The sequence below is a fragment of the Bacillus sp. J41TS8 genome (assembly GCF_018333035.1).
Lineage (GTDB): Bacteria > Bacillota > Bacilli > Bacillales > Bacillaceae > Bacillus > Bacillus paralicheniformis.
Map to the genome: position 1 here is coordinate 1 of NZ_BORF01000010.1, position 24,675 is coordinate 24,675.

At 45.8% G+C, this 24,675-nt stretch carries 21 protein-coding genes; 16 read left to right on the forward strand and 5 right to left on the reverse strand.

What is annotated here, in order from left to right; genetic code table 11:
* Positions 1-186: 186 nt before the first annotated feature.
* Both KI350_RS14030 and KI350_RS14035 read right to left on the reverse strand, forming a co-directional pair.
* Positions 187-1,617 carry an alanine/glycine:cation symporter family protein gene (locus KI350_RS14030; RefSeq protein ID WP_143261174.1) on the reverse strand — a complete coding sequence of 477 codons (1,431 nt, stop codon included), beginning with the start codon at positions 1,615-1,617 and terminating at the stop codon, positions 187-189.
* A gap of 23 nt (positions 1,618-1,640) precedes the next feature.
* Positions 1,641-2,624 carry a glutaminase gene (locus tag KI350_RS14035; protein WP_020449986.1) on the reverse strand — a complete coding sequence of 328 codons (984 nt, stop codon included), beginning with the start codon at positions 2,622-2,624 and terminating at the stop codon, positions 1,641-1,643.
* Between the two features lie 388 nt (positions 2,625-3,012).
* On the opposite strand from KI350_RS14035, the gene KI350_RS14040 reads away from it, so the two are divergent.
* Together KI350_RS14040 and KI350_RS14045 are read left to right on the forward strand one after the other, a co-directional pair.
* On the forward strand, positions 3,013-4,341 hold the full coding sequence (locus KI350_RS14040; RefSeq protein WP_031305214.1) for a sensor histidine kinase: 1,329 nt from the start codon (positions 3,013-3,015) through the stop codon (positions 4,339-4,341).
* A 6-nt stretch (positions 4,342-4,347) separates the two neighbouring features.
* A complete protein-coding gene (locus KI350_RS14045) occupies positions 4,348-5,283 on the forward strand; it encodes a DNA-binding domain-containing protein (protein WP_020449988.1) in 936 nt (311 codons plus the stop codon).
* Positions 5,284-5,325: 42 nt separating this feature from the next.
* On the opposite strand, the gene KI350_RS14050 is transcribed toward KI350_RS14045, so the two are convergent.
* The 3 genes from KI350_RS14050 to KI350_RS14060 all read right to left on the reverse strand — a co-directional run bounded on the left by KI350_RS14050 (position 5,326) and on the right by KI350_RS14060 (position 8,149).
* Entirely contained in the window at positions 5,326-5,862 is a 537-nt protein-coding gene (locus KI350_RS14050; RefSeq protein ID WP_020449989.1) for a GNAT family N-acetyltransferase, read from the reverse strand.
* Positions 5,863-5,955: 93 nt separating this feature from the next.
* Positions 5,956-7,761 (reverse strand): BlaR1 family beta-lactam sensor/signal transducer, encoded by a 1,806-nt coding sequence (locus tag KI350_RS14055; protein WP_020449990.1) that lies wholly within the window; start codon positions 7,759-7,761, stop codon positions 5,956-5,958.
* Between the two features lies 1 nt (position 7,762).
* Positions 7,763-8,149, reverse strand: coding sequence for a BlaI/MecI/CopY family transcriptional regulator (locus KI350_RS14060; protein WP_020449991.1), 387 nt, complete (start codon positions 8,147-8,149; stop codon positions 7,763-7,765).
* Positions 8,150-8,513: 364 nt separating this feature from the next.
* Here KI350_RS14060 and blaP point away from each other — a divergent pair, with 364 nt between their 5' ends.
* From blaP to KI350_RS14130, 14 genes are all read left to right on the forward strand, one after another.
* Positions 8,514-9,437, forward strand: a complete 924-nt coding sequence (gene blaP / locus KI350_RS14065) for a class A beta-lactamase BlaP (RefSeq protein WP_023857755.1) — start codon at positions 8,514-8,516, stop codon at positions 9,435-9,437.
* A gap of 342 nt (positions 9,438-9,779) precedes the next feature.
* Entirely contained in the window at positions 9,780-11,531 is a 1,752-nt protein-coding gene (locus KI350_RS14070; RefSeq protein WP_143261176.1) for an alkaline phosphatase D family protein, read from the forward strand.
* 22 nt (positions 11,532-11,553) lie between these two features.
* Positions 11,554-11,766 (forward strand): twin-arginine translocase TatA/TatE family subunit, encoded by a 213-nt coding sequence (locus KI350_RS14075; RefSeq protein ID WP_020449994.1) that lies wholly within the window; start codon positions 11,554-11,556, stop codon positions 11,764-11,766.
* A gap of 75 nt (positions 11,767-11,841) precedes the next feature.
* Positions 11,842-12,576, forward strand: coding sequence for a twin-arginine translocase subunit TatC (gene tatC / locus KI350_RS14080; protein ID WP_020449995.1), 735 nt, complete (start codon positions 11,842-11,844; stop codon positions 12,574-12,576).
* Positions 12,577-12,770: 194 nt separating this feature from the next.
* The gene (gene kdgD / locus KI350_RS14085; RefSeq protein ID WP_020449996.1) at positions 12,771-13,697 is read left to right on the forward strand and encodes a 5-dehydro-4-deoxyglucarate dehydratase; all 927 of its coding nucleotides are present in this window, start codon (positions 12,771-12,773) and stop codon (positions 13,695-13,697) included.
* Between the two features lie 20 nt (positions 13,698-13,717).
* On the forward strand, positions 13,718-15,184 hold the full coding sequence (gene gucD / locus KI350_RS14090) for an alpha-ketoglutaric semialdehyde dehydrogenase GucD (RefSeq protein WP_020449997.1): 1,467 nt from the start codon (positions 13,718-13,720) through the stop codon (positions 15,182-15,184).
* Between the two features lie 40 nt (positions 15,185-15,224).
* Entirely contained in the window at positions 15,225-16,601 is a 1,377-nt protein-coding gene (locus tag KI350_RS14095; protein WP_020449998.1) for an MFS transporter, read from the forward strand.
* 37 nt (positions 16,602-16,638) lie between these two features.
* On the forward strand, positions 16,639-18,006 hold the full coding sequence (gene gudD / locus KI350_RS14100; protein ID WP_020449999.1) for a glucarate dehydratase: 1,368 nt from the start codon (positions 16,639-16,641) through the stop codon (positions 18,004-18,006).
* A gap of 106 nt (positions 18,007-18,112) precedes the next feature.
* The gene (locus tag KI350_RS14105) at positions 18,113-18,814 is read left to right on the forward strand and encodes a FadR/GntR family transcriptional regulator (RefSeq protein ID WP_154495802.1); all 702 of its coding nucleotides are present in this window, start codon (positions 18,113-18,115) and stop codon (positions 18,812-18,814) included.
* Between the two features lie 88 nt (positions 18,815-18,902).
* Complete coding sequence (gene garD, locus KI350_RS14110) at positions 18,903-20,429, forward strand: galactarate dehydratase (RefSeq protein ID WP_020450000.1); 1,527 nt, start codon at positions 18,903-18,905, stop codon at positions 20,427-20,429.
* A 311-nt stretch (positions 20,430-20,740) separates the two neighbouring features.
* Positions 20,741-21,451 (forward strand): hypothetical protein, encoded by a 711-nt coding sequence (locus tag KI350_RS14115; protein WP_020450001.1) that lies wholly within the window; start codon positions 20,741-20,743, stop codon positions 21,449-21,451.
* A gap of 1 nt (position 21,452) precedes the next feature.
* Positions 21,453-23,375: a DUF6792 domain-containing protein gene (locus tag KI350_RS14120; RefSeq protein WP_020450002.1), complete on the forward strand. Its 1,923-nt coding sequence runs from the start codon at positions 21,453-21,455 to the stop codon at positions 23,373-23,375.
* A gap of 15 nt (positions 23,376-23,390) precedes the next feature.
* Complete coding sequence (locus KI350_RS14125; protein ID WP_020450003.1) at positions 23,391-23,744, forward strand: hypothetical protein; 354 nt, start codon at positions 23,391-23,393, stop codon at positions 23,742-23,744.
* Positions 23,745-23,996: 252 nt separating this feature from the next.
* Positions 23,997-24,674, forward strand: coding sequence for a response regulator transcription factor (locus KI350_RS14130; protein ID WP_126430477.1), 678 nt, complete (start codon positions 23,997-23,999; stop codon positions 24,672-24,674).
* Position 24,675: the final 1 nt, after the last annotated feature.

Genomic DNA, 24,675 nt, shown 5'->3' on the forward strand with positions numbered 1-24,675 from the left:
CCGGGACAAGTTCACTTAAGGCAAAGACTTCAAGCTGTTCGCGCTGATCTTTAGAGTGCTTAGACAACATGGAAAAACCTCCAAAAACTAGATTTCACTCACATTTTAACAAAAAAAGCTTGTCGATCAAGCCACTTTTTGTGGCTTTGTCGACAAGCTGAAAGCCGCCGGATACGGCGGCTTGTGTTATATCGCATTTTTGCTTTCGGTTTTTTGTTCGGTGCCGGAGCGTTCCCAGCATTCGACGCCTTCATGGTTTTCAAGAGCATCTTTATAAAAGACCGGATCTTTTCCAGCTTTTCGCTGTTTCACATAGTCTTTCAAGGCGGCAAATGCCACTTTTGACAGCAGGAAAATCGCGATTAAGTTGACGATGACCATCAAGCCCATGAACAAGTCGGCGAGGTCCCACACAAGCTGGACTTTTGATACCGATCCGAAGATAACCATCGCAAGCACACAGATTCTGTAAATGAAGAGCCATGCTTTGTTCGTGTGCAGGAATTCGATATTCGTTTCTCCATAGTAGTAGTTTCCGATTAAGGTGCTGAAAGAAAACAGGAACACCATAATGGCAAGAAAGCCTGAGGCCCATGCTCCGATGTGCGTGCTGAGCGATGCTTGCGTCAACTCGATTCCGCTCAGCCCCGGTTCTTGATACGCATCGGAAAACAAAATGATAAAAGCTGTGCTTGAACAAATCACCAAAGTGCTCGTGAAAACCCCTAAAGCCTGGACAAGACCCTGTTTGACAGGATGGCTCGTTGTCGCTGCGGCTGCTGCATTCGGCGCGCTGCCCATCCCGGCTTCATTCGAGAAGAGGCCGCGTTTGATTCCGTTCATTAGCGCTGCGCCGATGGCTCCGCCTGCCGCTTGTTCAAGGCCAAACGCATGACCGACAATCAAAGAGATGACGTCCGGCAGTTTCGTAATGTTCATCAGCATGACAAAAACGGCGACGCCGATATATAAGACGGCGAGAAATACGACAATATATTCGGACAGCTTGGCGATCCGTTTGATACCGCCGAAGGTAATGATGCCGAAGGCAATGGTAATAATAATCCCCAGTGTAAGACGGTCTGTGCCGAATGAGTTTTCAAAAGCGACCGTTATCGTATTGGACTGGACCGCGTTAAACACGATTCCGAAGGATAATGTAATCAAGACGGCAAACAGCGCACCCATCCAGCGTTTTTTCAAACCCTTTTCCATATAGTAAGCAGGGCCGCCGCGGAAGCCGTCTTTATCCTTTATTTTATAAATTTGCGCCAGCGTGCTTTCGACAAAGCTTGACGCCGAACCGATGATGGCGATGATCCACATCCAAAAGATAGCGCCGGGTCCGCCCAAGGCAATGGCGATCGCAATCCCCGTAATATTTCCTGTGCCTACTCTCGCGGCCATGCTAATGCAAAAAGCCTGAAAAGGAGAGATTCCGTTTTTGTCGGGTGCTCCTTCCTTTAAAACCCGGAACATGTCTTTCAGCAAGCGAACTTGAAAGAACTTCGATTTAAAAGTAAAAAACAGTCCTGAAGCCAGAAGCATAATAATTAATAGTTTTGACCAAAGAAAATCATTTGTGACAACAATGACTTCTTGAAGGAATTGCTGCATGCTTTCACCTCTTTTTTGTGATTTTAAAAAATACTGAGATCCCATTCACGGGCTATATGTTTTAACAGCATTCCGCCCGTCATGCTGTTGCCGTAATCGTCAATCGCCGGACCGTAGATGCCGATGCCGCATCCATGCCGAAAAGGCTGTTCTCTTTTCATGCTGGCAGGCACCGCGCACATGATTCCGCCGGAGACGCCGCTCTTTGCCGGAATGCCGACAAAGGCCGCGAATTTTCCTGAAGCATTGTACATGCCGCACGTCAGCATTAAAGCTTTTGTCAGCCTGGCGACATCCTTCGGGATCACCTGCTCTTGGCGGAGAGGGTGATATCCGTCATTTGCGAGAATCATGCCGATCAAGGCGATGTCTTCAGTGCTTCCTTCCATGGAGCATTGCTTCAAATAGACTTCAAGCGTTTCTTCGACGTCTGCTTCGAGGAAGCCGGTTTCCTTTAAATAATGGGCCAATGCTCTGTTCCGATGGGCGGTTTGCCACTCTGACCGAAATACTTCCTCATTGATTTCAAGCCGTTTTCCAATCATTTTTTCAATGACTTCATGAAGCGACTCCATTTTTTCCAGTGCCGATTCACCGGGTAGGATCGACGCAACGGTCAGCGCTCCGGCGTTGATCATCGGGTTAAACGGCTTTCCCGGCTTGTGCATTTCAAGGCGGATGATTGAATTGAACGCGTCTCCCGTCGGTTCTACATCAACACGGTCTAATACGTAAGAAATCCCTTTCGTCAAACACGCTGCGATAAAGCTGACCACCTTTGAGATGCTCTGGAGTGTGAATGATACGTCCCAAGTTCCTGCTTTGATCACCGTTTGATCAGAACCGATCACACAGATGCCGAGCTGGTTAGAGTCGATTTTTCCTAAAGCGGGAATGTATTCGGCGTTGCGTCCGCTTGCGGAAAAAGGACGGTAATGTTCAACCAAATCTTCAAGGCGGGATTGCCAGAAGCGGGCGTCATAGCGTTCTTCCAATACTTCATTCATCGAATTTCCTCCAATCTGACCTGTTAAAGCTTGCAGGTTTGCTGAAAAAATACGAGGCTCTAAAAAGCGGTGATTAGGGCATGGCGGCAGAAGGCAAAGGGGTATAAGCCTCTGCCGCACAAGTTGTTTTAAAGCCTGTTCTTTCCTGGGAAAAGGGGTTTGGGTTGCGCAAGGGAGTGAGTTGCGGGAAAATATAAGCGTTTTCAAATAGAGAAAATATACATTCAATTTATAATAGAACCTACATAAACCTACAAAAAGCGACAAAAATATTTAAAAAATAAGCCAATTGATTTAAAAATCAAATCGACTGTGGGTAAAATGGGAGTTGCGGAAAACGTGCGGTTAAAGTCAAAATAAAGCAACACGTTTGTAATGGAGGATCAGCATGATGGGTGGAAATTGGGGAAGCGTGATGAAAAAGGCGGCCCGGCTTGTAAAGAAAGACGGCTATATCTTAACAGTGATGATGTTAACGGTGCCGCTCGCAGGAGAGCTGAAGTTTTATCCGTTGAACGAGACCTTCCGGGTCAGCTTCGGCGTTCCAACTTTTTTCTTTCTTTTGTTGCTGCTGCGGAATGTCCCGGCTGTGCTGTCCGGCTTTTTAACGGGAGCGGCCGTCGTCGGGTTTCGGGTGCTGCTTGATGCATTCGGCCCGGGGCAGATCGATTGGTTGTCATCCTTTTATCACCATTATCCGACTTTTTTCTTTTATTTCACATATGCGTTTCTATTCTACTTGGCAAAAGTGAAGCGATTTCAATTTCGCCCGCTCTACATCGGGTTTCTGGGCTTCGGAATTGAACTGATTGCCGATGGAGCCGAACTGGTCGTTCAATATATGATGTTCGAGTCTACCGTCACCCCGGGAAAGATCCGCGACATGATGGCGATTGCTTTTTCCCACAGCTTTATTGTGCTGAGCTTTTTTAATGTCATGAAGCTGTATGAAACGCAATCGCGGGAAAAGCAGATCCGCGAACAAAATGAGCACATGCTGATGATCGTTTCAAATTTATACGAAGAAACCGTTCATTTGAAAAAGACGTTGAAGAATACTGAAGAGATTACGAACGAATCCTATCAGCTGTACAGGCTCTTAAATAGACAGAGCGATAACAATTCCTCTGTCCGGCAGATCAGCCAGAAGGTGCTGCGCCTCGCCGGTGAAATCCACGAGGTCAAAAAAGACAACCAGCGCATTTTCGCCGGGCTTTCAAAACTAATTTCGAAAGAAAGCTTCAGAGACTACATGGCGGCAGAAGATCTGGTCCGGCTTGTGACCGGCATTAATCGAAAGTATGCCGAATCGCTCGAAAAAGACATTGACTTTCATTATTCGATAGGCGGAGAACATCCAAAATACCACGTGTATACTGTATTATCCGTGATTAATAATATTATGGCGAATGCGGTGGAAGCGATTCAAAGACAGGGCTCCATCCGCCTCAGCCTCTATAGGCGCGCCGATGACATGCTGGAATGCCGCGTGGAAGATGACGGACCGGGCATTCCAGAGAAAGTCGGGGATGTGGTGTTTGAGCCGGGATACACGTCAAAATATGATGAATTCGGAACCCCTTCAACCGGAATCGGTTTGTCTTATGTGAAGGAAACTGTCGAGGAGCTCGGGGGGAGCATTCGATTTCAGAGTGATGCAAGCGGTGTTGTGTTTACGATCAGACTTCCGGTCCAACAATTGATTCAGAAAGGGTGAAGGCCTGTGCGTTTTTTTATTGCAGATGATGACCGTGCTGTGCGATCGATTTTAAAACAAATCATTGAAGACGAAGATTTGGGAGAAGTGGCCGGAGAAGCGGAAGACGGCTGCGATTTGGAAGGCCACGTCCTGAATTTGCAGCAAATTGATATTTTGTTTGTCGATCTTTTAATGCCGCTCCGCGACGGAATTGAGACGGTTCGTCATTTGTATGGCGCTTTCTCAGGGAAGATCATCATGATTTCCCAGGTGGAATCGAAGGAAATGATCGGTGAAGCCTATTCTTTGGGGATTGAATATTATATACATAAACCGATTAACCGCATTGAAATCTTGAACGTCATTCAAAAAGTCAAGGAGCGCATCGAGCTGGAAAGGTCGATCCATGACATACAATCTTCGCTGAACCGGCTCGTGAGTCTCGGCAGCGGACGAAAAAACGGCTTTAGGGAAAAAAGCATTCAGGAAACGGGCGAATTTCTCCTTTCTGAACTCGGAATCGTCGGGGAGAGCGGGTCCCAGGATTTACTCGCCATCCTTCAGTATTTGTTTGATGATGAACAGACTTCATTATATGAAAAGGACTTTCCGCCGCTCAAACAGATTTTTCATCAGATTGCCGAGCAAAAGCTCGGGCCGGCTGCTTCACCCGTGGAGATCAACAGGGAGATTAAAGCGTCTGAGCAGCGGATACGGCGGGCGGTCAGCCATTCGCTAAACCATTTCGCATCACTCGGTTTAACAGATTTTTCAAATCCGCGGTTTGAAAGCTATGCGTCCCGTTTTTTTGACTTTACTGTCATCAGCAAAAAAATGAAAGAGCTGCAGAAAGACTCTGCCGCCGCCTTGCCGTCCGCCCGCGTCAACACGAAGAAATTTATTCAGGTTTTCTTTTTGGAAGCCAAGCGGTTGAGCGAAAGCGCCGGAAAAAGGGGTTAAAAAGAGCTTCCTCACCTTAGAGGAAGCTCTTCTGCATGCCGGTTACCCAGCGTATTCTCTTTTCAGCAGCGAAAACATGTATACGTCAATCAGTCTTCCTTTCGCTTTCTCGTAATCTCTTAGCAGTCCTTCCTTTTGAAAGGATAACGAGTTGAGGAGTTTGATTGAAGGCGTGTTTTCGGGCTCTACCTTCGCTTCGATCCGGTTGAGGTTCAAGCTTGTAAAGCCGTAGTCGATCAGCTTTTGAACAGCTTCGGAAGCAAAGCCTTTTCCCCAATGATTTCTCCCTAAGTCATAGCCGATTTCAGCTCTGCCGTTTTCCTGGTCGATCATATTAAAACCGCACGTCCCGATGACTTCATCCGTTTCTTTCACAATGATTGAAAAGCGGTTTGCCTGCCCTTCAAGGCTTAAATCATTGATCATTTGGATCATGTCCCGCGCCTGTGAGACGTCTGTAAAAGGCGTGATATTCATATATTTTGTGACTTCCGGATCTGACCAGTATTGACAGAGGACATCTGCATCTTCCAATTCCATTTTTCTCAAAGTCAATCTTTCTGTATAAAGGGTTTCCATGTTCTTGCCTCCAAGTTCCGTATTATTAGGAATGTGAAAGGACCATTCATCGATTTGCGCATCATTCATGTTCATAGAATAAAAAGTAAACTGTTATCGGGAAACGGAGGGATAAATCCCTTTTTTATCTAAAATGGAAAGTGCAATTTCGGCAGCGGAGCTTCCGGCAGCCCGTTTTTCACCTTGAATATGAACAGCAAAGAAAAAAGTATTATCGGCAGTTTCTACATACCCGATAAACCAACCGGCATGGAGTTCCCCGTTGATTACCGAGGTTCCGGTTTTACCGGATAAAACCCTGCCATTTGATTCTTCTAAACGTATCGAATCTTTCACAGTTTCAATATTAGACTGTTTAAAATCAAATTCGTTATCATAAAACTTTTTTAATATATTGACCTGTTCAAGTGGAGAAATTTGAAGAGAGCCATCCAGCCAATAATCGGCCGGGACTGAAAAATCCTCATTTCCATAATGTATAGATTTGAGATAATGACGTAAATGATCCTCCCCAATTTGCCGGTCCAATTTTTGAAAATACCATGTTGTGGAGCTGCTCATCGCAGAGAATAAATCCTGGTCTTGATTCCATTCTTTATACGGATATTGAGTCCCATCCCAAGTCATGTGAGAGTCGTTCTTCGTGATGATCCCGGATTCCAGTGCGAGCAATGCGCTAAACACCTTGTAGGTGGAAGCAGGTGCGAATCTGGAGGTGCTTTCTTTCCTATTGTATATTGTATACTTTTTCCTATTAGAATTAAACAGGACAAAGCCCCCTGAGGCTGAAAATTTATCAAAAAAAGTGCTGTAATCTTCGTATTCTACATTGGTGCCGGGTAAAAAGCGTGTTTCTTTTTGCATGGCCAATATAGACACAGAAGGAGTACCGGCTAATATGGCCCCAAGAACAAGAGTGAACACTAAGGCGCTTTTCGCCTTTAGCAAAGGTGATGCCGTCTGAAAGTTGACAACTGTAACAATCCGTCTTTTGATATGTTTGTATGAGTTGCTGAATTCAGAAGCGGCTAACAAAGACGATGTTCTTTGCTTAATTGAAGTGAATTTTAAAATCACCTCGCCATATTTGAGGTGCAATTTTTTATCAAGCGTTTTTAATACGGCAAAGTCGCAAGAAATCTCCATCTCCGTTTTCGCTTCCTTTGATAAATACCATACGAGAGGATTAAACCAATAGACGATTTTCAACAGGCAAAGAAAATAGTTGATAAGCATATCTTTTCGTTTGCAATGGTACAGTTCATGAAGCAAAACACATTTCATTTCGTCGGCTGAAAACATTGAAATATCTTTTGGCAAGATAATATATGGACGAATGACCCCAAATGTAATGGGGGATTTTATCAATGGAGAACGGCCCAAAATGACTTTTTGATGAAAGCGTATTTCCTCTTTACATGTGTGAAAAAGGGATAATAGCTCTTTGTTGTTAACAATTTGCAGGTTCTTTTTTATTTTGCCGATTTTTAGATTGCTATAAAGAGTAGCCAAAAGCATAACGGCAACGCCCAATATCCAAACTGCGAAAAAGGCTGAATCTATCATTTTGGAAGACGATTGTTCAATCGACAACGAAAAGTCCTGCACCCAGTTTACATGTTGGCCGATTGCTTCTGTCGTCTTGTCTGTGGAGTGGGTTTGGGATAAGGCCGATTGAGCTCCTCCTAAATTCAGAATCCAGTCAAAATGATGGCTTTTTAGAAAATGAAAGGGGATAAAAGGAGCGATCAATGCCAAAAGAGAAATCACGCTAATATAATAGTGGGTGCCTACAGTGATTTGAGTCCTGAGCAGTTTTTTAATGAGTATGATGATAGAAAAAAACAGAGACAATAGAATTTGACTAACCAAAAAGGGAATAAAGAAAGAACTGCTCATTTCATTCCTTCTTTCTGTTCTTATGTTCTTCTAATATTTGATACAATTCATTAATTTCTTCACCTGACAGCTGATCATTCTCCAAAAAGTTTAATACCATCGAATTAAGAGTTCCATTGTAAAACCGGTTTAAAAAACTGTGACTCTTAACCTCTATATAATCACTTTCGTCTATATTTGGTGTGTAAACGAAAACCCGTCCTTCTTTATGGTGGTTTAAAGCGCCTTTTTTAATGAGGCGCAGCAGCATGGTTTGGATGGTTTTAGGGCTCCATGTACTGGTTTTGGATAACTCTTTAATTACCTCATTGGTATTGATCGAAGAATGCTTCCAGATGACTTTCATCACTTCTAATTCCGCATCAGAGATTTGAGGTATTTTTTTCATTTTAATCATCCTATACTTACAAATGTAATACTCTCATTATAGGTTTGCCATTTTAAGAAGTCAATTTAACTGGAGTGAACATGCAGTTTCTGCATTTTTAATTCCATCACTTCCCTCCGTTCATTTGTCCCCGGTGGAAACGAGGTCATCATTTCCTTCCGAAAAAACGGTTGCATTTAAATCTTACATATGTAATACTTTCAAAGACTACATTTGTAAGATTTGATGTTTGAGTCGGCTGAAAGATCGTACGTACCAATTATTGTTTCGTGATTGTTCAAGCCATAACACTGTAGGGATAGTGGAAAGAGTGCTTCATCTGGTTACGATCAATCAAATATTCAAACGGAGGGAGACGATTTTGATGAAATTATGGTTCAGTACTTTAAAACTGAAAAAGGCTGCAGCAGTGTTGCTTTTCTCTTGCGTCGCGCTTGCAGGATGCGCTAACAATCAAACGAATGCCTCGCAACCTGCCGAGAAGAATGAAAAGACGGAGATGAAAGATGATTTTGCAAAACTTGAGGAACAATTTGATGCAAAACTCGGGATCTTTGCATTGGATACAGGTACAAACCGGACGGTAGCGTATCGGCCGGATGAGCGTTTTGCTTTTGCTTCGACGATTAAGGCTTTAACTGTAGGCGTGCTTTTGCAACAGAAATCAATAGAAGATCTGAACCAGAGAATAACATATACACGTGATGATCTTGTAAACTACAACCCGATTACGGAAAAGCACGTTGATACGGGAATGACGCTCAAAGAGCTTGCGGATGCTTCGCTTCGATATAGTGACAATGCGGCACAGAATCTCATTCTTAAACAAATTGGCGGACCTGAAAGTTTGAAAAAGGAACTGAGGAAGATTGGTGATGAGGTTACAAATCCCGAACGATTCGAACCAGAGTTAAATGAAGTGAATCCGGGTGAAACTCAGGATACCAGTACAGCAAGAGCACTTGTCACAAGCCTTCGAGCTTTTGCTCTTGAAGATAAACTTCCAAGTGAAAAACGCGAGCTTTTAATCGATTGGATGAAACGAAATACCACTGGAGACGCCTTAATCCGTGCCGGTGTGCCGGACGGTTGGGAAGTGGCTGATAAAACTGGAGCGGCATCATATGGAACCCGGAATGACATTGCCATCATTTGGCCGCCAAAAGGAGATCCTGTCGTTCTTGCAGTATTATCCAGCAGGGATAAAAAGGACGCCAAGTATGATGATAAACTTATTGCAGAGGCAACAAAGGTGGTCATGAAAGCCTTAAACATGAACGGCAAATAAAAACATTGCGATGAATCCGTCAAAACATCATCTTACATAAAGTCACTTGGTGATCAAGCTCATATCATTGTCCGGCAATGGTGTGGGCTTTTTTTGTTTTCTCTCTTTAAAGATCATGTGAAGAAAAACGGGAAAATCGGTCTGCGGGAAAGGACCGGGTTTTTGTCGAAATCATAGGCGAATGGATTGGATTGTGACAAAATTCGACACATCTATTGGCGGTGCGACTTGATGGACCATCAACCGCGTCTCTCCTCCTGTTTACAATACTTTACAGTTCATTAATAAACTCTGCCTATAATAGAACCCGATCAATCATTTGTATAGAGAGGGGTAATACGAATGACACATGAAGGACCGCTGGAGGAATGGATGAAAAAGCTGAGCGAGGAAAGCCTCAAGGACAATACGTTTGACCGCCGCCGTTTTATTCAAGGGGCCGGCAAAATAGCCGGGCTTTCGCTCGGACTTGCAATTGCGCAATCGATGGGGGCAATCGAAGTCAATGCAGCACCGACATTCTCCGAATATCCGTTTACACTTGGCGTAGCATCGGGAGATCCGCTTTCTGACAGCGTCGTGTTGTGGACAAGGCTGGCGCCCGATCCGCTAAACGGGGGCGGGATGCCGAATGAAGCTGTATCCGTGAAATGGGAGATCGCGGAAGACGAACGCTTCCGCCGTATCGTCAAACGGGGAACCGAAAAAGCGACACCGCACCTTGCACATTCGGTACATGCTGAGGTATCCGGACTGAAACCGAATCATGTGTACTATTACCGCTTTAAATGCGGCAGCCAGCTGAGCCCCGTCGGCAAGACAAAAACGCTTCCGGCGGCAGGGGCAGATGTTGCTACATTCACATTCGCTTTTGCTTCATGCCAGCAGTACGAACACGGCTATTATACCGCCTATCAGCATATGGCGAAGGAAAAGCTCGATCTTGTGTTTCATCTCGGCGACTATATTTATGAGTACGGTCCGAATGAATATGTTTCAAAAACAGGCAATGTCAGGACACACAGCGGTCCTGAAATCATGTCGCTGCTTGATTACCGAAACCGCCATGCCCAATACCGTTCAGATGCAAACTTGAAAGCCGCGCATGCCGCCTTCCCGTGGGTTGTCACATGGGACGACCATGAAGTGGAGAACAACTACGCGAATGTCATCCCTGAAAAAGGCCAGTCAGTAGAAGCGTTTATTAAACGGCGCGCCGCCGCATACCAAGCTTATTACGAGCATATGCCGCTCCGCCGCAAATCCCTGCCGAACGGTCCTGATATGCAATTGTACCGGAATTTTTCCTACGGAAATCTGGCGGACATTAGCGTGCTTGATACCCGTCAGTATCGCGATGACCAAGCCAATGGAGATGGCAATAAGCCTCCTTCTGATGAATCGAATGATCCGAAGCGGACACTGCTTGGAGCCGAACAGGAGGCTTGGCTGTTTGACAACCTGAGTCGTTCTGGGGCGCAATGGAACATCATTGCACAGCAGATTTTCTTTGCGCAATGGAACTTTGGAACAAGCGCGGCGCCGATTTACAGCATGGATTCGTGGGATGGATACCCCGCTCAGCGCAAGCGGGTGATCGACTTCATCAAATCTCAAAAACTGAACAACATCGTCGTCCTCACCGGTGATGTGCATGCCAGCTGGGCAAATAACCTGCTCGTTGACTTTGACAATCCAAAATCGGACATCTTCGGTGTGGAATTCGTCGGGACGTCGATTACATCTGGAGGAAACGGCGCTGATAAAAGAGCGGATACGGATAAGATTTTATCGAACAATCCTCATATCAAGTTTTTCAATGATTACCGCGGCTATGTGCGCTGTACGGTCACACCGGAAGAATGGCGGACAGATTACCGCGTGGTCCCATATGTGACAGAACCGGGTGCCGCGATTTCGACAAGAGCTTCCTATGTTTATCATAAAGACTACACAGGGCTGAAACGGACCGCTTCCAACATTGTGCCTGGAGGCGTGAAGAAGTCAAACGAAGTCGAAGAAGACCGTTTCCTCGCACATACAAGAGCCCATCAGAAGCAAGTGAAGCAAAAGGAGAAAAAAGTAACCCAGTAATCAATGAAAGGATGACAGCAAAATGCTTTCAAATATCGGTATTCCGGGTCTCATCCTGGTTCTGGTAATTGCGCTGATCATTTTCGGGCCTTCAAAGCTTCCGGAAATCGGCCGGGCTTTTGGAAAAACGCTGACCGAATTCAAAAGCGCGACAAAGTCATTAGTATCTGCCGATGACAATGAGATCGGACAAGAGACTAATGTGAAAAAGCAAAGCGATCCATCGGCAAAATAGATGATCAATAGAGCGGGCGGGTGAACCCGTCTGTTCTTTTTTTCTGTTTAGCATGTGAAGGGGAGGAAGTCGAAGGTGAAAAAAAGGGAAACACATTTGATTGCCCATCTTGAAGAGCTGCGCCAGCGAATCATTAAAACGCTTCTGACGTTTATTCTGTTTCTCATCACCGGCTTTTTGTTTGTTCAGGACATCTATGACTGGCTGATCAGAGACCTTGATGAAAAGCTTGCTGTACTGGGGCCGGGGGATATTCTTTGGGTATATATGATGATTGCGGGGGTGCTGGCGGTCGCAGCCACCATACCGGTGGCCGCTTTTCAGACATGGCGGTTTGTGGCGCCTGCGCTGACCGACCGCGAACGGAGGACGGCATTATTTTATATTCCGGGGCTGTTCACTTTTTTTATTTTAGGGATTGTATTCGGTTATGTTGTGCTCTTTCCGCTCGTTCTTCAGTTTTTAATCGGATTATCCGCCGGCCATTTTCAAACGATGTTTACGGCGGAGCATTATTTTCGCTTTATGATGAACCTGACACTGCCATTCGGGTTTTTGTTTGAAATGCCCCTCATCGTGATGTTTTTAACGAGCCTCGGGATTTTAAATCCGGCCAAGCTCAGTAAAATGAGAAAAATTTCTTATTTTGCGCTGATCGTCGTATCAGTTGTGATCACACCGCCCGATTTTATCTCGGATGTGTTGGTGATCGTCCCGCTGCTTGTATTATACGAATTAAGCATCTCTTTATCGGCATTGATTTACCGAAAAAAAACCGCTGTGCAACCAGGGGCTGAGGCCCAAGGCTGAAGACGGACCGTGTCTTCAGTCTCTTTTTTTTTGCTTGATATAAAAAAATCAGAAAATAATGATATTGACAATTTGTTTATTTGTCTTACAATTAAACAAAAAGATGAATGGAGGGGTTTTCTAAAACAGAAACATCGCATTTCAACTGAATGATAACGCTTTCTCAGGAAATGAACGACAGGGGGATGACGGAGATGAGTCAATTACGGAAGGCGCCGGAAGGCATATTAGGTTTCCCGGTGGCACCCTTCAACAAGGAAGGAAAACTGGAGGAAGAAGCACTTTACGAAAACATCCGCTTTTTATTGGATGAAGGGCTTGAGGCGGTTTTTATCGCTTGCGGCTCAGGAGAATTTCAGTCTCTCAGCGCAAAGGAATATGAGCAAATGGTCGAAATTGCCGTCTCGGCGGCGGGCGGGAAGGTGCCTGTTTACACAGGAGTGGGCGGCAACTTGAGCACCGCTTTGGAATGGGCGCGGATTTCCGAGGAAAAAGGGGCTGACGGCTATCTGATTCTCCCGCCATACTTGATACACGGAGAGCAGGAAGGCCTCTATCAGTATACGAAAACAATCATTGAAAGCACGGATTTAAACGCCATCATTTATCAGCGAGACAATGCGGTTTTGACACTTGAACAGATTCAGCGGCTGACCGATCTCGAGCAGCTTGTCGGGCTCAAAGACGGCATAGGGGATATGGCGTTGAATATCAGTTTGTCGTATACGATAGGAGACAGGCTGGGCTGGCTCAACGGAATGCCGATGGCTGAAGTCACGATGCCGGCCTATGCTCCGATTGGCTTCACGTCTTATTCTTCGGCGATATCCAATTATATTCCTCATATTTCAAGGATGTTTTATGAGGCATTATTAAACGGCAACGACCAGCTTGTCAAAGAGATTTATGAGCATGTCATCATGCCGATTAACGAGATCCGCAAACTTCGGAAGGGCTATGCCGTGTCTTTGATCAAAGCCGGTATGGAAATCATGGGCCTTCATGTGAAAAACACGGCGAGACCGCCGATCGTTCCGGTGGAAAAAGAACATTGCCGGCAGCTCGAAAACATTCTGAAAAACGCGATGGGGCGTTATCCGAAAACGACCGCTGCCCTATAAACAAAAGGAGGAATTTGAAGATGTCTGTTGCAGCTGAAAATAAAACGTATTTTAACTTTATCAACGGCCGCTGGGTGAAGGCTGAATCGGGCGGGATGGAACAGAGCTTGAACCCGGCAGATACACGGGATATCGTCGGGCTTGTGCAAAAATCTTCGATTGCGGATGTAGACCGGGCGGTTGAAGCGGCCAAGCAGGCCAAAAAGGCTTGGAGAAAGCTGTCGGGAGCGGAGCGCGGTCAATTTCTTTACAAGGCCGCTGATATCATGGAACAGCGCCTCAATGAAATTGCCGAGTGTGCGACGCGTGAAATGGGGAAAACACTGCCTGAAGCAAAAGGAGAAACAGCGCGGGGAATCGCGATTCTCAGATACTATGCCGGAGAGGGAATGCGGAAAACGGGCGATGTGATTCCCTCCACCGACACATCCGCTTTCATGTACACCGACAGGGTGCCGCTCGGTGTCGTCGGCGTCATCTCGCCTTGGAATTTTCCCATTGCCATCCCAATTTGGAAAATGGCGCCTGCCCTCATCTATGGAAACACGGTCGTCATCAAGCCGGCTACAGAAACCGCAGTCACCTGCCTTAAAATTATCTCGTGCTTTGAAGAAGCAGGGATTCCGTCAGGCGTGGTCAATGCGGTGACAGGGCCAGGATCATCGGCCGGCCAAAGGCTTGCCGAACACCCGGATGTGAACGGAATTACATTTACAGGGTCGAACCAAACCGGAAAAATTATCGGCCGGACGGCGTTTGAAAGAGGGGCGAAGTATCAGCTTGAGATGGGCGGCAAAAACCCGGTGATCATAGCAGATGACGCCGACCTTGATAGTGCGGTTGAAGCGGTCATCAGCGGAGCGTTTCGGTCGACGGGTCAAAAGTGTACGGCGACAAGCCGCGTCATCGTCTTAAACGGTGTTTATAACCGGTTTAAAGAAAAGCTGCTTCAACAAACAAAAGAAATTACAATCGGCGACAGCTTAAAAGAAGATGTCTGGATGGGACCGATTGCGAACAAACAGCAGCTTGACAACTGCCTGTCCTATATTGAAAAAGGAAAGCAAGAAGGAGCGGACCTCATTTTCGGCGGCGATAGGCTGGCAGATGGAAAATACGAAAACGGCTATTATATCAGGCCAGCCATTTTTGACAATGTCACTTCCGGCATGACGATTGCCCAAGAAGAAATTTTCGGCCCGGTCATCGCATTAATCAAGGCGGATACACTTGAGGAAGCTTTGGAGACGGCCAATGACGTCAAATTTGGCCTGAGCGCCTCCATTTTTACGCAAAACATCGGCTGGATGCTGTCATTCATAGATGAAATTGAAGCGGGGCTCATTCGCGTCAACGCCGAAAGCGCCGGTGTCGAACTGCAGGCGCCATTCGGCGGCGTTAAACAATCGAGCTCACATTCACGGGAACAGGGGGAGGCAGCAAAAGAATTTTTTACAGCTGTGAAAACCGTATTTTTCAAACCGTAAATCAATCGTTTCGGTACAAATGAATAAAGGAGAAGATGCTATGAAAAAAAATCGTGCAGCCTCCCCCCATACCGCGGGGAAAAGAAGTTCTGTCCGCTGGTTTGTCGTGTCTATGCTGTTTCTCGTCACATCCATTAATTATGCCGACCGTGCGACACTCTCGATTGTCGGCGATTCTGTGCAGCATGAGCTTGGGCTGAGTTCGGTGGCGATGGGGTATGTCTTTTCCGCATTTGGCTGGGCGTATGTTGTCGGCCAAATTCCCGGAGGCTGGCTGCTCGACCGCTTTGGGTCGAAAATCATCATCGCCGCCAGCATCTTCTTTTGGTCATTGTTTACCCTTTTGCAGGGAACGCTTGGCTTTTTCGCCGCGGGAACGGCCGTTATCCTTTTATTTGCGCTCCGGTTTCTCGTCGGTCTGTCAGAAGCGCCGTCCTTCCCGGGCAACGGCCGGGTGGTGGCTTCCTGGTTTCCAAGCTCTGAACGCGGAACAGCATCGGCGATCTTCAACTCGGCGCAGTACTTTGCACTTGTCATTTTTTCACCGCTGATGGGGTGGCTCGCCCACTCATTCAGCTGGCATACGGTTTTTGTCATTATGGGTGCTCTGGGGATTGCGATGTCGTTTATTTGGCTGAAAACGATTTACGAACCCAAAAAACACCCGAGAATCAATGCCGCCGAACTGGCGTACATCGAAGAAGGCGGCGCGCTTGTCTCGATGGATGAGGGAAAGAACGCGGAAAAGAAGGAAAAGGAGTCCCAATGGCCTTACATTAAGCAGCTTTTAAGAAGCAGGATGCTGCTCGGGGTGTATATCGCCCAATACTGCATCACAACGTTGACCTATTTCTTTCTGACCTGGTTTCCGGTCTATCTCGTTCAGGCACGCGGCATGTCGATCCTTGAAGCGGGTTTTGTCGCATCGCTTCCTGCAATCTGCGGATTTTTAGGAGGATTGCTGGGCGGGTTCGTGTCAGACTTCCTTTTGAAAAAGGGCTGCTCGATAACGGTTGCCAGAAAAACACCGATCATCCTCGGCATGCTGATGTCCTGCTCAATGATCGTATGCAACTATGCAGATTCATCTTGGCTGGTCGTTTCCATCATGTCGCTTGCCTTTTTCGGAAAAGGATTTGGCGCGCTGGGCTGGGCGGTTGTGTCAGATACCTCGCCAAAGGAGTGTGCCGGCTTGAGCGGCGGCATCTTCAACACCTTCGGAAATATTGCGTCCATCACGACACCGATTATCATCGGATATATCGTGAATGCGACAGGCTCATTTAACGGAGCGCTTGTGTTTGTCGGTGCCAACGCGATTGCCGCGGTATTAAGTTATCTGTTTCTCGTCGGGCCGATCAAGCGCATCGAACTGCAGAAAGAGGAAGACCCTGCGGACACCACTTTATCCACATGAAATGTAAGCGCTTTAACAAGAGGGAGGCTAAATCGATATGAATACAAACATCCACCAGCATGTAAAAGAGGAGAAAGCATCGCAAACACCGTCAATTGCTGATATGCAGGTCATACCCGTGGCAGGGCGCGACAGCATGCTTTTGAATTTAAGCGGAGCTCACGGCCCCTTTTTCACACGGAATATCGTGATTTTAAAAGATTCATCAGGCGCTCTCGGTGTCGGCGAAGTTCCGGGCGGCGAACGGATCCGCCAGACGCTGGAGCAGGCGAAGCCGCTTGTCATCGGTCAGCCGCTCGGCGCTGTTCAATCGATTTTGCAGTCTGTCAGGCGTCGTTTTAAAGACCGGGATGCCGGAGGACGCGGGGTGCAGACCTTTGACCAGCGGACGACAATACACGCAGTGACCGCATTGGAAGCGGCTTTGCTCGATTTGCTCGGGAAATTTCTCGGCGTCCCTGTAGCGTCGCTCTTGGGGGAAGGCCAGCAGCGGGAAAAAGTGAAGATGCTCGGCTATTTGTTTTACATCGGCGACCGAAAGCGCACAACGCTTCCCTATATTAGTGAGCAAGAGGCAAGTGACGATTGGTTCCGCCTCCGCCGCGAAGAAGCGTTGACACCCGGGGCGATCGTCCGTCTTGCTGAAGCAGCTCAAGAACGATACGGTTTTCATGATTTTAAATTAAAAGGCGGCGTCCTTTCGGGAGAAGAAGAAATCGAGGCGGCATCCGCTTTGGCAAAACGGTTTCCCGAGGCGAGAATCACCCTTGACCCGAATGGCGCGTGGTCATTGGAAGAAGCGATTGCGCTTTGTAAGGGAAAACGGGATGTGCTCGCCTACGCGGAAGACCCTTGCGGAGCGGAAGCCGGATACTCGGGTCGGGAAATCATGGCCGAATTCCGCCGTGCGACAAGCATTCCGACAGCGACGAATATGATTGCGACAGACTGGCGGCAAATGGGACACGCGATACAACTGCACGCTGTTGATATACCGCTGGCAGATCCGCATTTCTGGACGATGCAGGGATCTGTCCGCGTTGCCCAAATGTGCCATGAATGGGGGCTGACGTGGGGTTCTCACTCCAATAACCATTTTGACGTCTCATTGGCCATGTTCACCCACGTTGCCGCAGCAGCTCCCGGCGACATCACGGCGATTGATACGCATTGGATTTGGCAGGATGGACAGCGTCTGACAAAACAGCCTTTTTCAATTGCTGACGGGTATGTCCAAGTTCCTGATCAGCCGGGGCTCGGCATTGAAATCGACATGGAACAGGTGGAAAAAGCAAATGAACGGTATGAGAAAATGAAAGCAGGCGAGCGAAATGATGCCGTTGCCATGCAGTTTTTGATTGAAAATTGGCGTTTCGACCCTAAACGTCCTTGTCTTGTTCGTTAATTGCGGAAACAGCGGTTTGAGAGGCCCCTAGCCGACATTGTCATACGCGATATTTTGTCTTACAATATGAACAACTGAAAGGGGGCCCACAGTCGTGGAAGAAGATATGGAAACATTGCAGGTCGAATCAGTCAATCGCAAGACATTGGCGAAACAGGTTGTAGAACGAATCGTCCATTTATTATCAAGCGGCCAATTGAAACCGGGGGACAAACTGCCGACGGAGATCGAGCTCATGGAAAAGCTGAATGTGAGCAGACCCGTTCTCCGCGAAGCTTTAATATCACTCGAAACGCTCGGAATTATTAAAAGAAAAACCCGGGACGGCACGTATTTTAATGATAAAATCGGCATCCAGCCGTTTTCTGTCATGCTGGCTTTGGCGGTTGATAATTTGCCGGCCATTATTGAAGCGAGGATGGCGCTGGAACTCGGGCTTGTCACGATCGCCGCAGAAAAGATCAATGACAGTCAGCTCGAAAGGCTGCAGGAAACGATCGATATCATTGCAAACAGCACGGATAATCATTATGGAGAAGCAGATAAAGAATTTCACCGGATTATCGCTTTGAGCGCGAACAACCCGGTGCTTGAGGGCATGATTCAATCACTCTTGATCACACACGCCAAAATCGACAGCCAGATTCCATACAGGGAAAGGGACCGGACTGTCGAATATCATACGAATATTTTGAAAGCCCTTCAACAAAGGGACCCATATCAAGCCTATCACCATATGTATGAGCACTTAAAATTTGTACGTGACAAAATACTGAATGGTCTTCGTGATGAAAAAAACAATCATTAAGTTGTTTGACAGCGCTTTCTAACATGTGCCGCAGCGGGAGAAGGGCTGTGGAAAGGCGCTGATCGAAAAGGGGAGTTGATCAATACTTATGCTTGTCAATCAAACTGAAACCCCGCTGTACATTAAGGTGAACGAAAAAGACAATACCGCAATCATCGTCAATGCCGGCGGACTGCCGAAAGGGACGGTGTTTCCTTGCGGGCTTAAACTGCAGGAGCGGATACCTCAAGGTCATAAAGTGGCTTTAACGAACATTACACAGGGCGGAGCCGTTATTCGCTACGGTGAGGTTATCGGCTATGCCGTCAAACCAATCGAAAAAGGCGGGGGGATTTCCGAGTCGCATATCATGCTTCCGGAAGCTCCGCCGCTCGATGAACTGCCCATCGCCAACAAAGTTCCAAAACCCGCTCCCCCTCTTGAAGGGTACACATTTGAAGGATACCGGAATGAAGACGGGAGCGTCGGCACGAGAAACGTGCTTGGCATTATGACAAGCGTGCAATGCGTCGCAGGCGTTCTCGATTACGCAGTTAAACGAATTAAAGAGGAACTGCTTCCAAAATATCCGAACGTTGACGGTGTCGCTGCATTAAATCATCAGTACGGCTGCGGTGTGGCGATTAATGCGCCGGAAGCCAAAATCCCGATCCGAACGATTCAAAATATCGCCAGACACCCTAATTTCGGCGGGGAAGCGATGGTGATCGGACTCGGCTGCGAGAAGCTCCTTCCGACGAGGATAGAGCCGGAAGGAGACGCTGAAAACATTCTTTCATTGCAGGAACGGCGAGGGTTTGAGCAAATGATACAATCGATTATGGAAATGGCCGAAGAGCGCTTAAAAAGGCTGAATGAACGGAAGCGGACAACATGTCCCGCTTCAGACCTGGTGATTGGCCTTCAGTGCGGTGGCAGCGACGCTTTCTCAGGAGTGACCGCAAACCCCGCGGCGGGATATGCGGCCGACTTACTCGTCCGGGCAGGGGCCACGGTTTTATTTTCGGAAGTCACCGAAGTCCGCGATGCCGTTCATCTCTTAACACCGCGCGCTGTCAATGAAGAAGTCGGCCGCGCCCTGATTCGGGAAATGGCTTGGTATGACCGCTATCTGGAAAGAGGCGAATCAGACCGAAGCGCCAATCCGTCGCCAGGGAACAAAAGGGGCGGGCTGGCAAACGTGGTTGAGAAATCGCTCGGCTCGATCGCGAAATCGGGAAGCAGCCCGATCAATGCCGTACTCGCGCCAGGTGAAATGGCTGTACAGAAGGGACTCACTTTTGCAGCGACACCTGCAAGCGATTTTGTATGCGGCACCCTGCAACTGGCTTCGGGCATGCATTTGCAAGTATTTACAACCGGAAGAGGAACGCCGTACGGCCTTGAAATGGCTCCGGTTATGAAAGTGGCAACCCGGCAGTCATTATCAGAAGATTGGCGCGATTTAATCGACGTTAACGCTGGACGGATCGCAACAGGTGAAGCTTCAATAGAAGAAGTCGGCTGGGAAATTTTCAGGACGATCCTTAACGTCGCAAGCGGAAGGAAAACATGGGCGGAACATTGGGGGCTCTCCAATGACTTGTGTTTGTTCAACCCCGCGCCTGTGACTTGATCGAAAAGCACCTTGATAAGGTGCTTTTTTAATTGTGAACTCGTTTTTAACAAGAAGTATAAAGTGGTTCTTTTTTCATATTTCCTCTTTGGTAAACTAAACCGCAGTACCTTTCGGAATCTTGGCGCATCAACCATACTGCCTGTTTTTTCAGAGGGCCGGCATACGATTTGCAGGGTGGTGATTCTTATTTCCTATTTATCTAATTTATTCCATGTTGTAACATAAAAAAGTATCATTTTCAAGCATGTCATTCGCATTAAAATGAAGTGCTTGCAGCTTAACTTAAAAGCCCTTGGAGGTTTAATAAAATGAAAAAGATGATGATATTGTGTTTTTCTATAATACTAATCTTTACAGGAGGATGCAGTATGAACGACAGCCAAAACGGCAAGAACGGCAATCAAGAAGAAGCGGTCAAGCCGAAAGATATGGACCCGAAAGACCTCCCGCAGGTTCCGGCGTTCCAGGATGAGAAAACAAGAGAATACATGGCATCAACAAAGGAAGTCGAGCCGGGCTATTATTTGCTTGAGTCTAAACTGAAAGGGTTTACGATGTTGTTTCCGGAGGATGGGAAATATGATGACAATTTATCCTCTCTCGGAAAAGATGAAGAGATAATCTCTTTTTATAGCTACGATGAAAAAACGAATGTTTCTCTTAATGCTTCTGTAGAATATTACCTAAATCAATCTTTCATCAATAATCCAAATGAAATGTTAGAACAAGTGAGGGAGGAAAATGGATATAAAGGACAATTTGAAAAGTTCCAGGAAAAAGATAAGGATATTTATTTTGCGTATATGAAAACTGTTCACGACGATACAAATCAAAAAAATAATGAGACTCATTCCTATATTGGTTATATAAATAAACAGAATTATGTTGGCATACAATTTACATTTGACTTTACTTGTCTAAAAAGTTCTAAACCTTGTTCACTTGATGTTGATTCTGCTGAAAAGAAAGCTAAGAAGTTAGTCAAATCCATCGTATTTTTAACTGGTAAGGAGAAATAGGATGGCAACTAAAAATATATTTGAAAATGAAAATGTGAAACTTCGTATAATAAACCTGGAATACAGCTATAAAAATAGGTTTGCTTCAAATAATCCAAATGAAGTGAAAAAAGCTAAAGATAATTTCGAGGCAGATGTTCGCAGAATTTATAAAGAGGAAACAAATCATGAACTTAAAGAAAATATAGAGATTTTTACGTCAAAAGAAATTCTAGAACATAGTAAGGATAAAACAATCAGTCAATCAGGCTATGATGGAACAGCTATTCATATAAAGGATAAGACAAAACATATCGATCAGCTCCACATTATTTCCGAGGGCAGCGCCGATAATGAAGATTGGAAATATAATTTCTTTGGATTGTTTTTGGGAATGGATAACAGACAATATAAGGCTACAAGGGAATTTTCAAGGGCCTCCAAGAGAAAGGTCGGTAACTCTAAAGAGTTAAAAACTTATGCTATGGGCCATTCTCTCGCAAACAATAACCAAGTTTTAGTGCAGTTAGTTAATGGTGAATTTGATGAGGTTTATGGTGTAAATGGGGCCCAAATAAGTGTAGATCACTTATTGTTGATTGATAAGAAAATGGCAAGGGAACTAAGAAAGAAGTATCAAGTAAACGATTTATCAACAATCCCAAAAGACAGACTCAAAAAAGCCATCATCAAATACTACAACGACAAAGGCGTCACAGCCAACATCACCCAGCGCATTTCCAGTAACGATCCGCTCTACGGTGTCAGCGGGAAGGCTGATTTTATTACGTTCGGCGATGTGAAGATGACGAACACACACCCGGATATAAAAGGATTCCGAAGTGTCATTGATCATATTCCTGATGAAGATGTGAGCAAACTGAAAGGGTACTTTCAAAAATATGCTGCTGATTATCGAAAGGGCGGCATTCAGGGTTTTGCTATGGAAGCAATCGGCGTAGATATGGATTTTTTAAACGGAATAATGAATGAAGAGGGTACAGCTCAGCAAATAGCATATTGCTTGAAACATCCGGCCCGCCTCTTGAATATGGTGGGTGCACTTGATAAAAAGCTGCCAGAGTTTAAAGCATTTTTTGCGAAAGTCAAGGCCTACAGCGGCCCTGTTCTCAATCAGCTTGAAGCAAACGGTTATATTGATGAAGCGAAAAAAAAGACCATTCAAAAAGACGTTGCCGAAGTAGAGCGACTGACAGGAAGGCTTGACGTTTTATATGAAAAGATCAAATTTCTTGTCGACTGGAAGACTGTCATATTTACTCTAAATAATAGACAACTCTCTCAATCACTAATGAAAAATTTAATCGAATTTTATTCAACTTATAAAGCATTGGAAGAAGCCTTAGGCAAACTGGATCAAGACACAAAAGACCTTCTCAATCTTATTGGCGAAGGCCACAGCATCACCCCGCTTCTAAACGCCCTATCCAAAAAGAAAGGCATCAGCTACAAAGGAGGAGACATCTATTTTTCTAAGAAAGGCAAGGACGGAAAAGAGATAAAGGTCAATCTGTCATCTGCCATCAGGATTTACCAGGCGGGGATGGCTGCCATTTCAAAGATTGAGGCTGAAATTGAACGCTACCAACGTGTTTTCCACCATGAAATCCACGATCATTTCGCAATTAAAAAATCTGAGTTGACAAAAGCCATTCATGACATGGAAGCCAATCCTTCCCGCTACCAATTCGACATTCAGTTCAAGCTCGCCTCAGGCTTCGCCGGATCAAACGGAAAGCTGAATAAAATCGTCGTCCACGACTCGTACCACACGGCCCCGCTTCCTCAGTGCGACGGCGTCGTCAGCGAATTAAAAAAACAAACCTCCAGCAAAAAGAAATTTGTAAAAAGCATTCGCGCCAGCATTGAAAAATTGTTCGATGAAGATGAGCAAATTTCGGCGCTGTTTGATTTTAAGGCATAGGGGAGGGGGATTAAGATGGTAAAACCGTTATTGGAGGAAACTGAAACAGTTTCAGCGACATATATGTTTTTAAGCAGTATTTCAGCAAAGGATAAAGCGGCCCGGCTGAACGCGCCGCTGAAAAGCGTTTTAAAAGAACTGAAAGAATTTGATAAAGTGCTAAAAAGCGAAATCGAAGGGCAAAAAGGTATGATGATCACGAAAATTAAAGAAGAATTAGATCACAAAAGTGAAAACCGCAAAACCGTCATCACCCGGATGAAATCAGACAACGAGCAGTTTGCAAACAGTTATCATGACATGATTGAAACTTTGCGGAAGCAAAACGTAACACTTTACTATAAAAAGAATAAGCCCCTTGATCAATAAAAGATGACCCCTGACATCAGAGGTCATTTTTTTGTTCCAATGACTTGTGTTTGTACAACCCCGCGCCTGTGACTTGATCCGTGTTAGTGGGAAAGTAGATTGGTATCCGTCAATAGATCCGGAAGCTACAAGAGGATTCAACTAGAAATATAAATAATTTTTGTAAAAAACACACGTTTTTCAATTACAATGAGTGTAATTGCACGTGTGTTTTTATGTTGAAAAGGATAGGTGAACAAGATGCAGCGCATATTGCTTATTGAAGATGATCATTCGATCAGTGAAATGGTCGATCATTATTTAACAAAAGAAGGGTTTGAGGTCGTGCTTGCTTTTGACGGAGAAGAGGGCGTTCGCTTGTTTCAGCAGGGCAATTATGATGTGATTCTGCTCGACATCATGCTTCCTAAACTGAACGGGATGGATTTTCTGAAATTGATCCGTGAACAGAGCAAGGTCCCGGTTTTAATGATTTCTGCAAAAGACGGGGATGTCGATAAAGCGCTGGGGCTGGGTTTTGGTGCGGATGATTATATTGCCAAGCCGTTTTCGATGATCGAACTGACTGCAAGAATAAAAGCCGCCATTCGGCGCGCAACGCAGTATTCCGCCAGTGAGCCGGCAAATCAAAAACTACGTATTCACGAGCTTACGATTGATATAGAAAATGTATCCGTACAAAAAAATGGTGAACCGCTTCAGCTGACATCAACGGAATGGAAAATGCTGACCTTGTTTGTGACAAACCCTAAAAAAGTATTCACAAAAGAACAAATCTATCGTTCGGTTTGGAATGAGGATTATTTTGGCGATCAAAATATTATTAACGTCCATATGAGGCGCTTGAGGGAAAAGATAGAGGATGATCCTTCCTCTCCGCAATATATTAAAACACTTTGGGGCATCGGTTATAAATTAGGAGAGTTTTAGC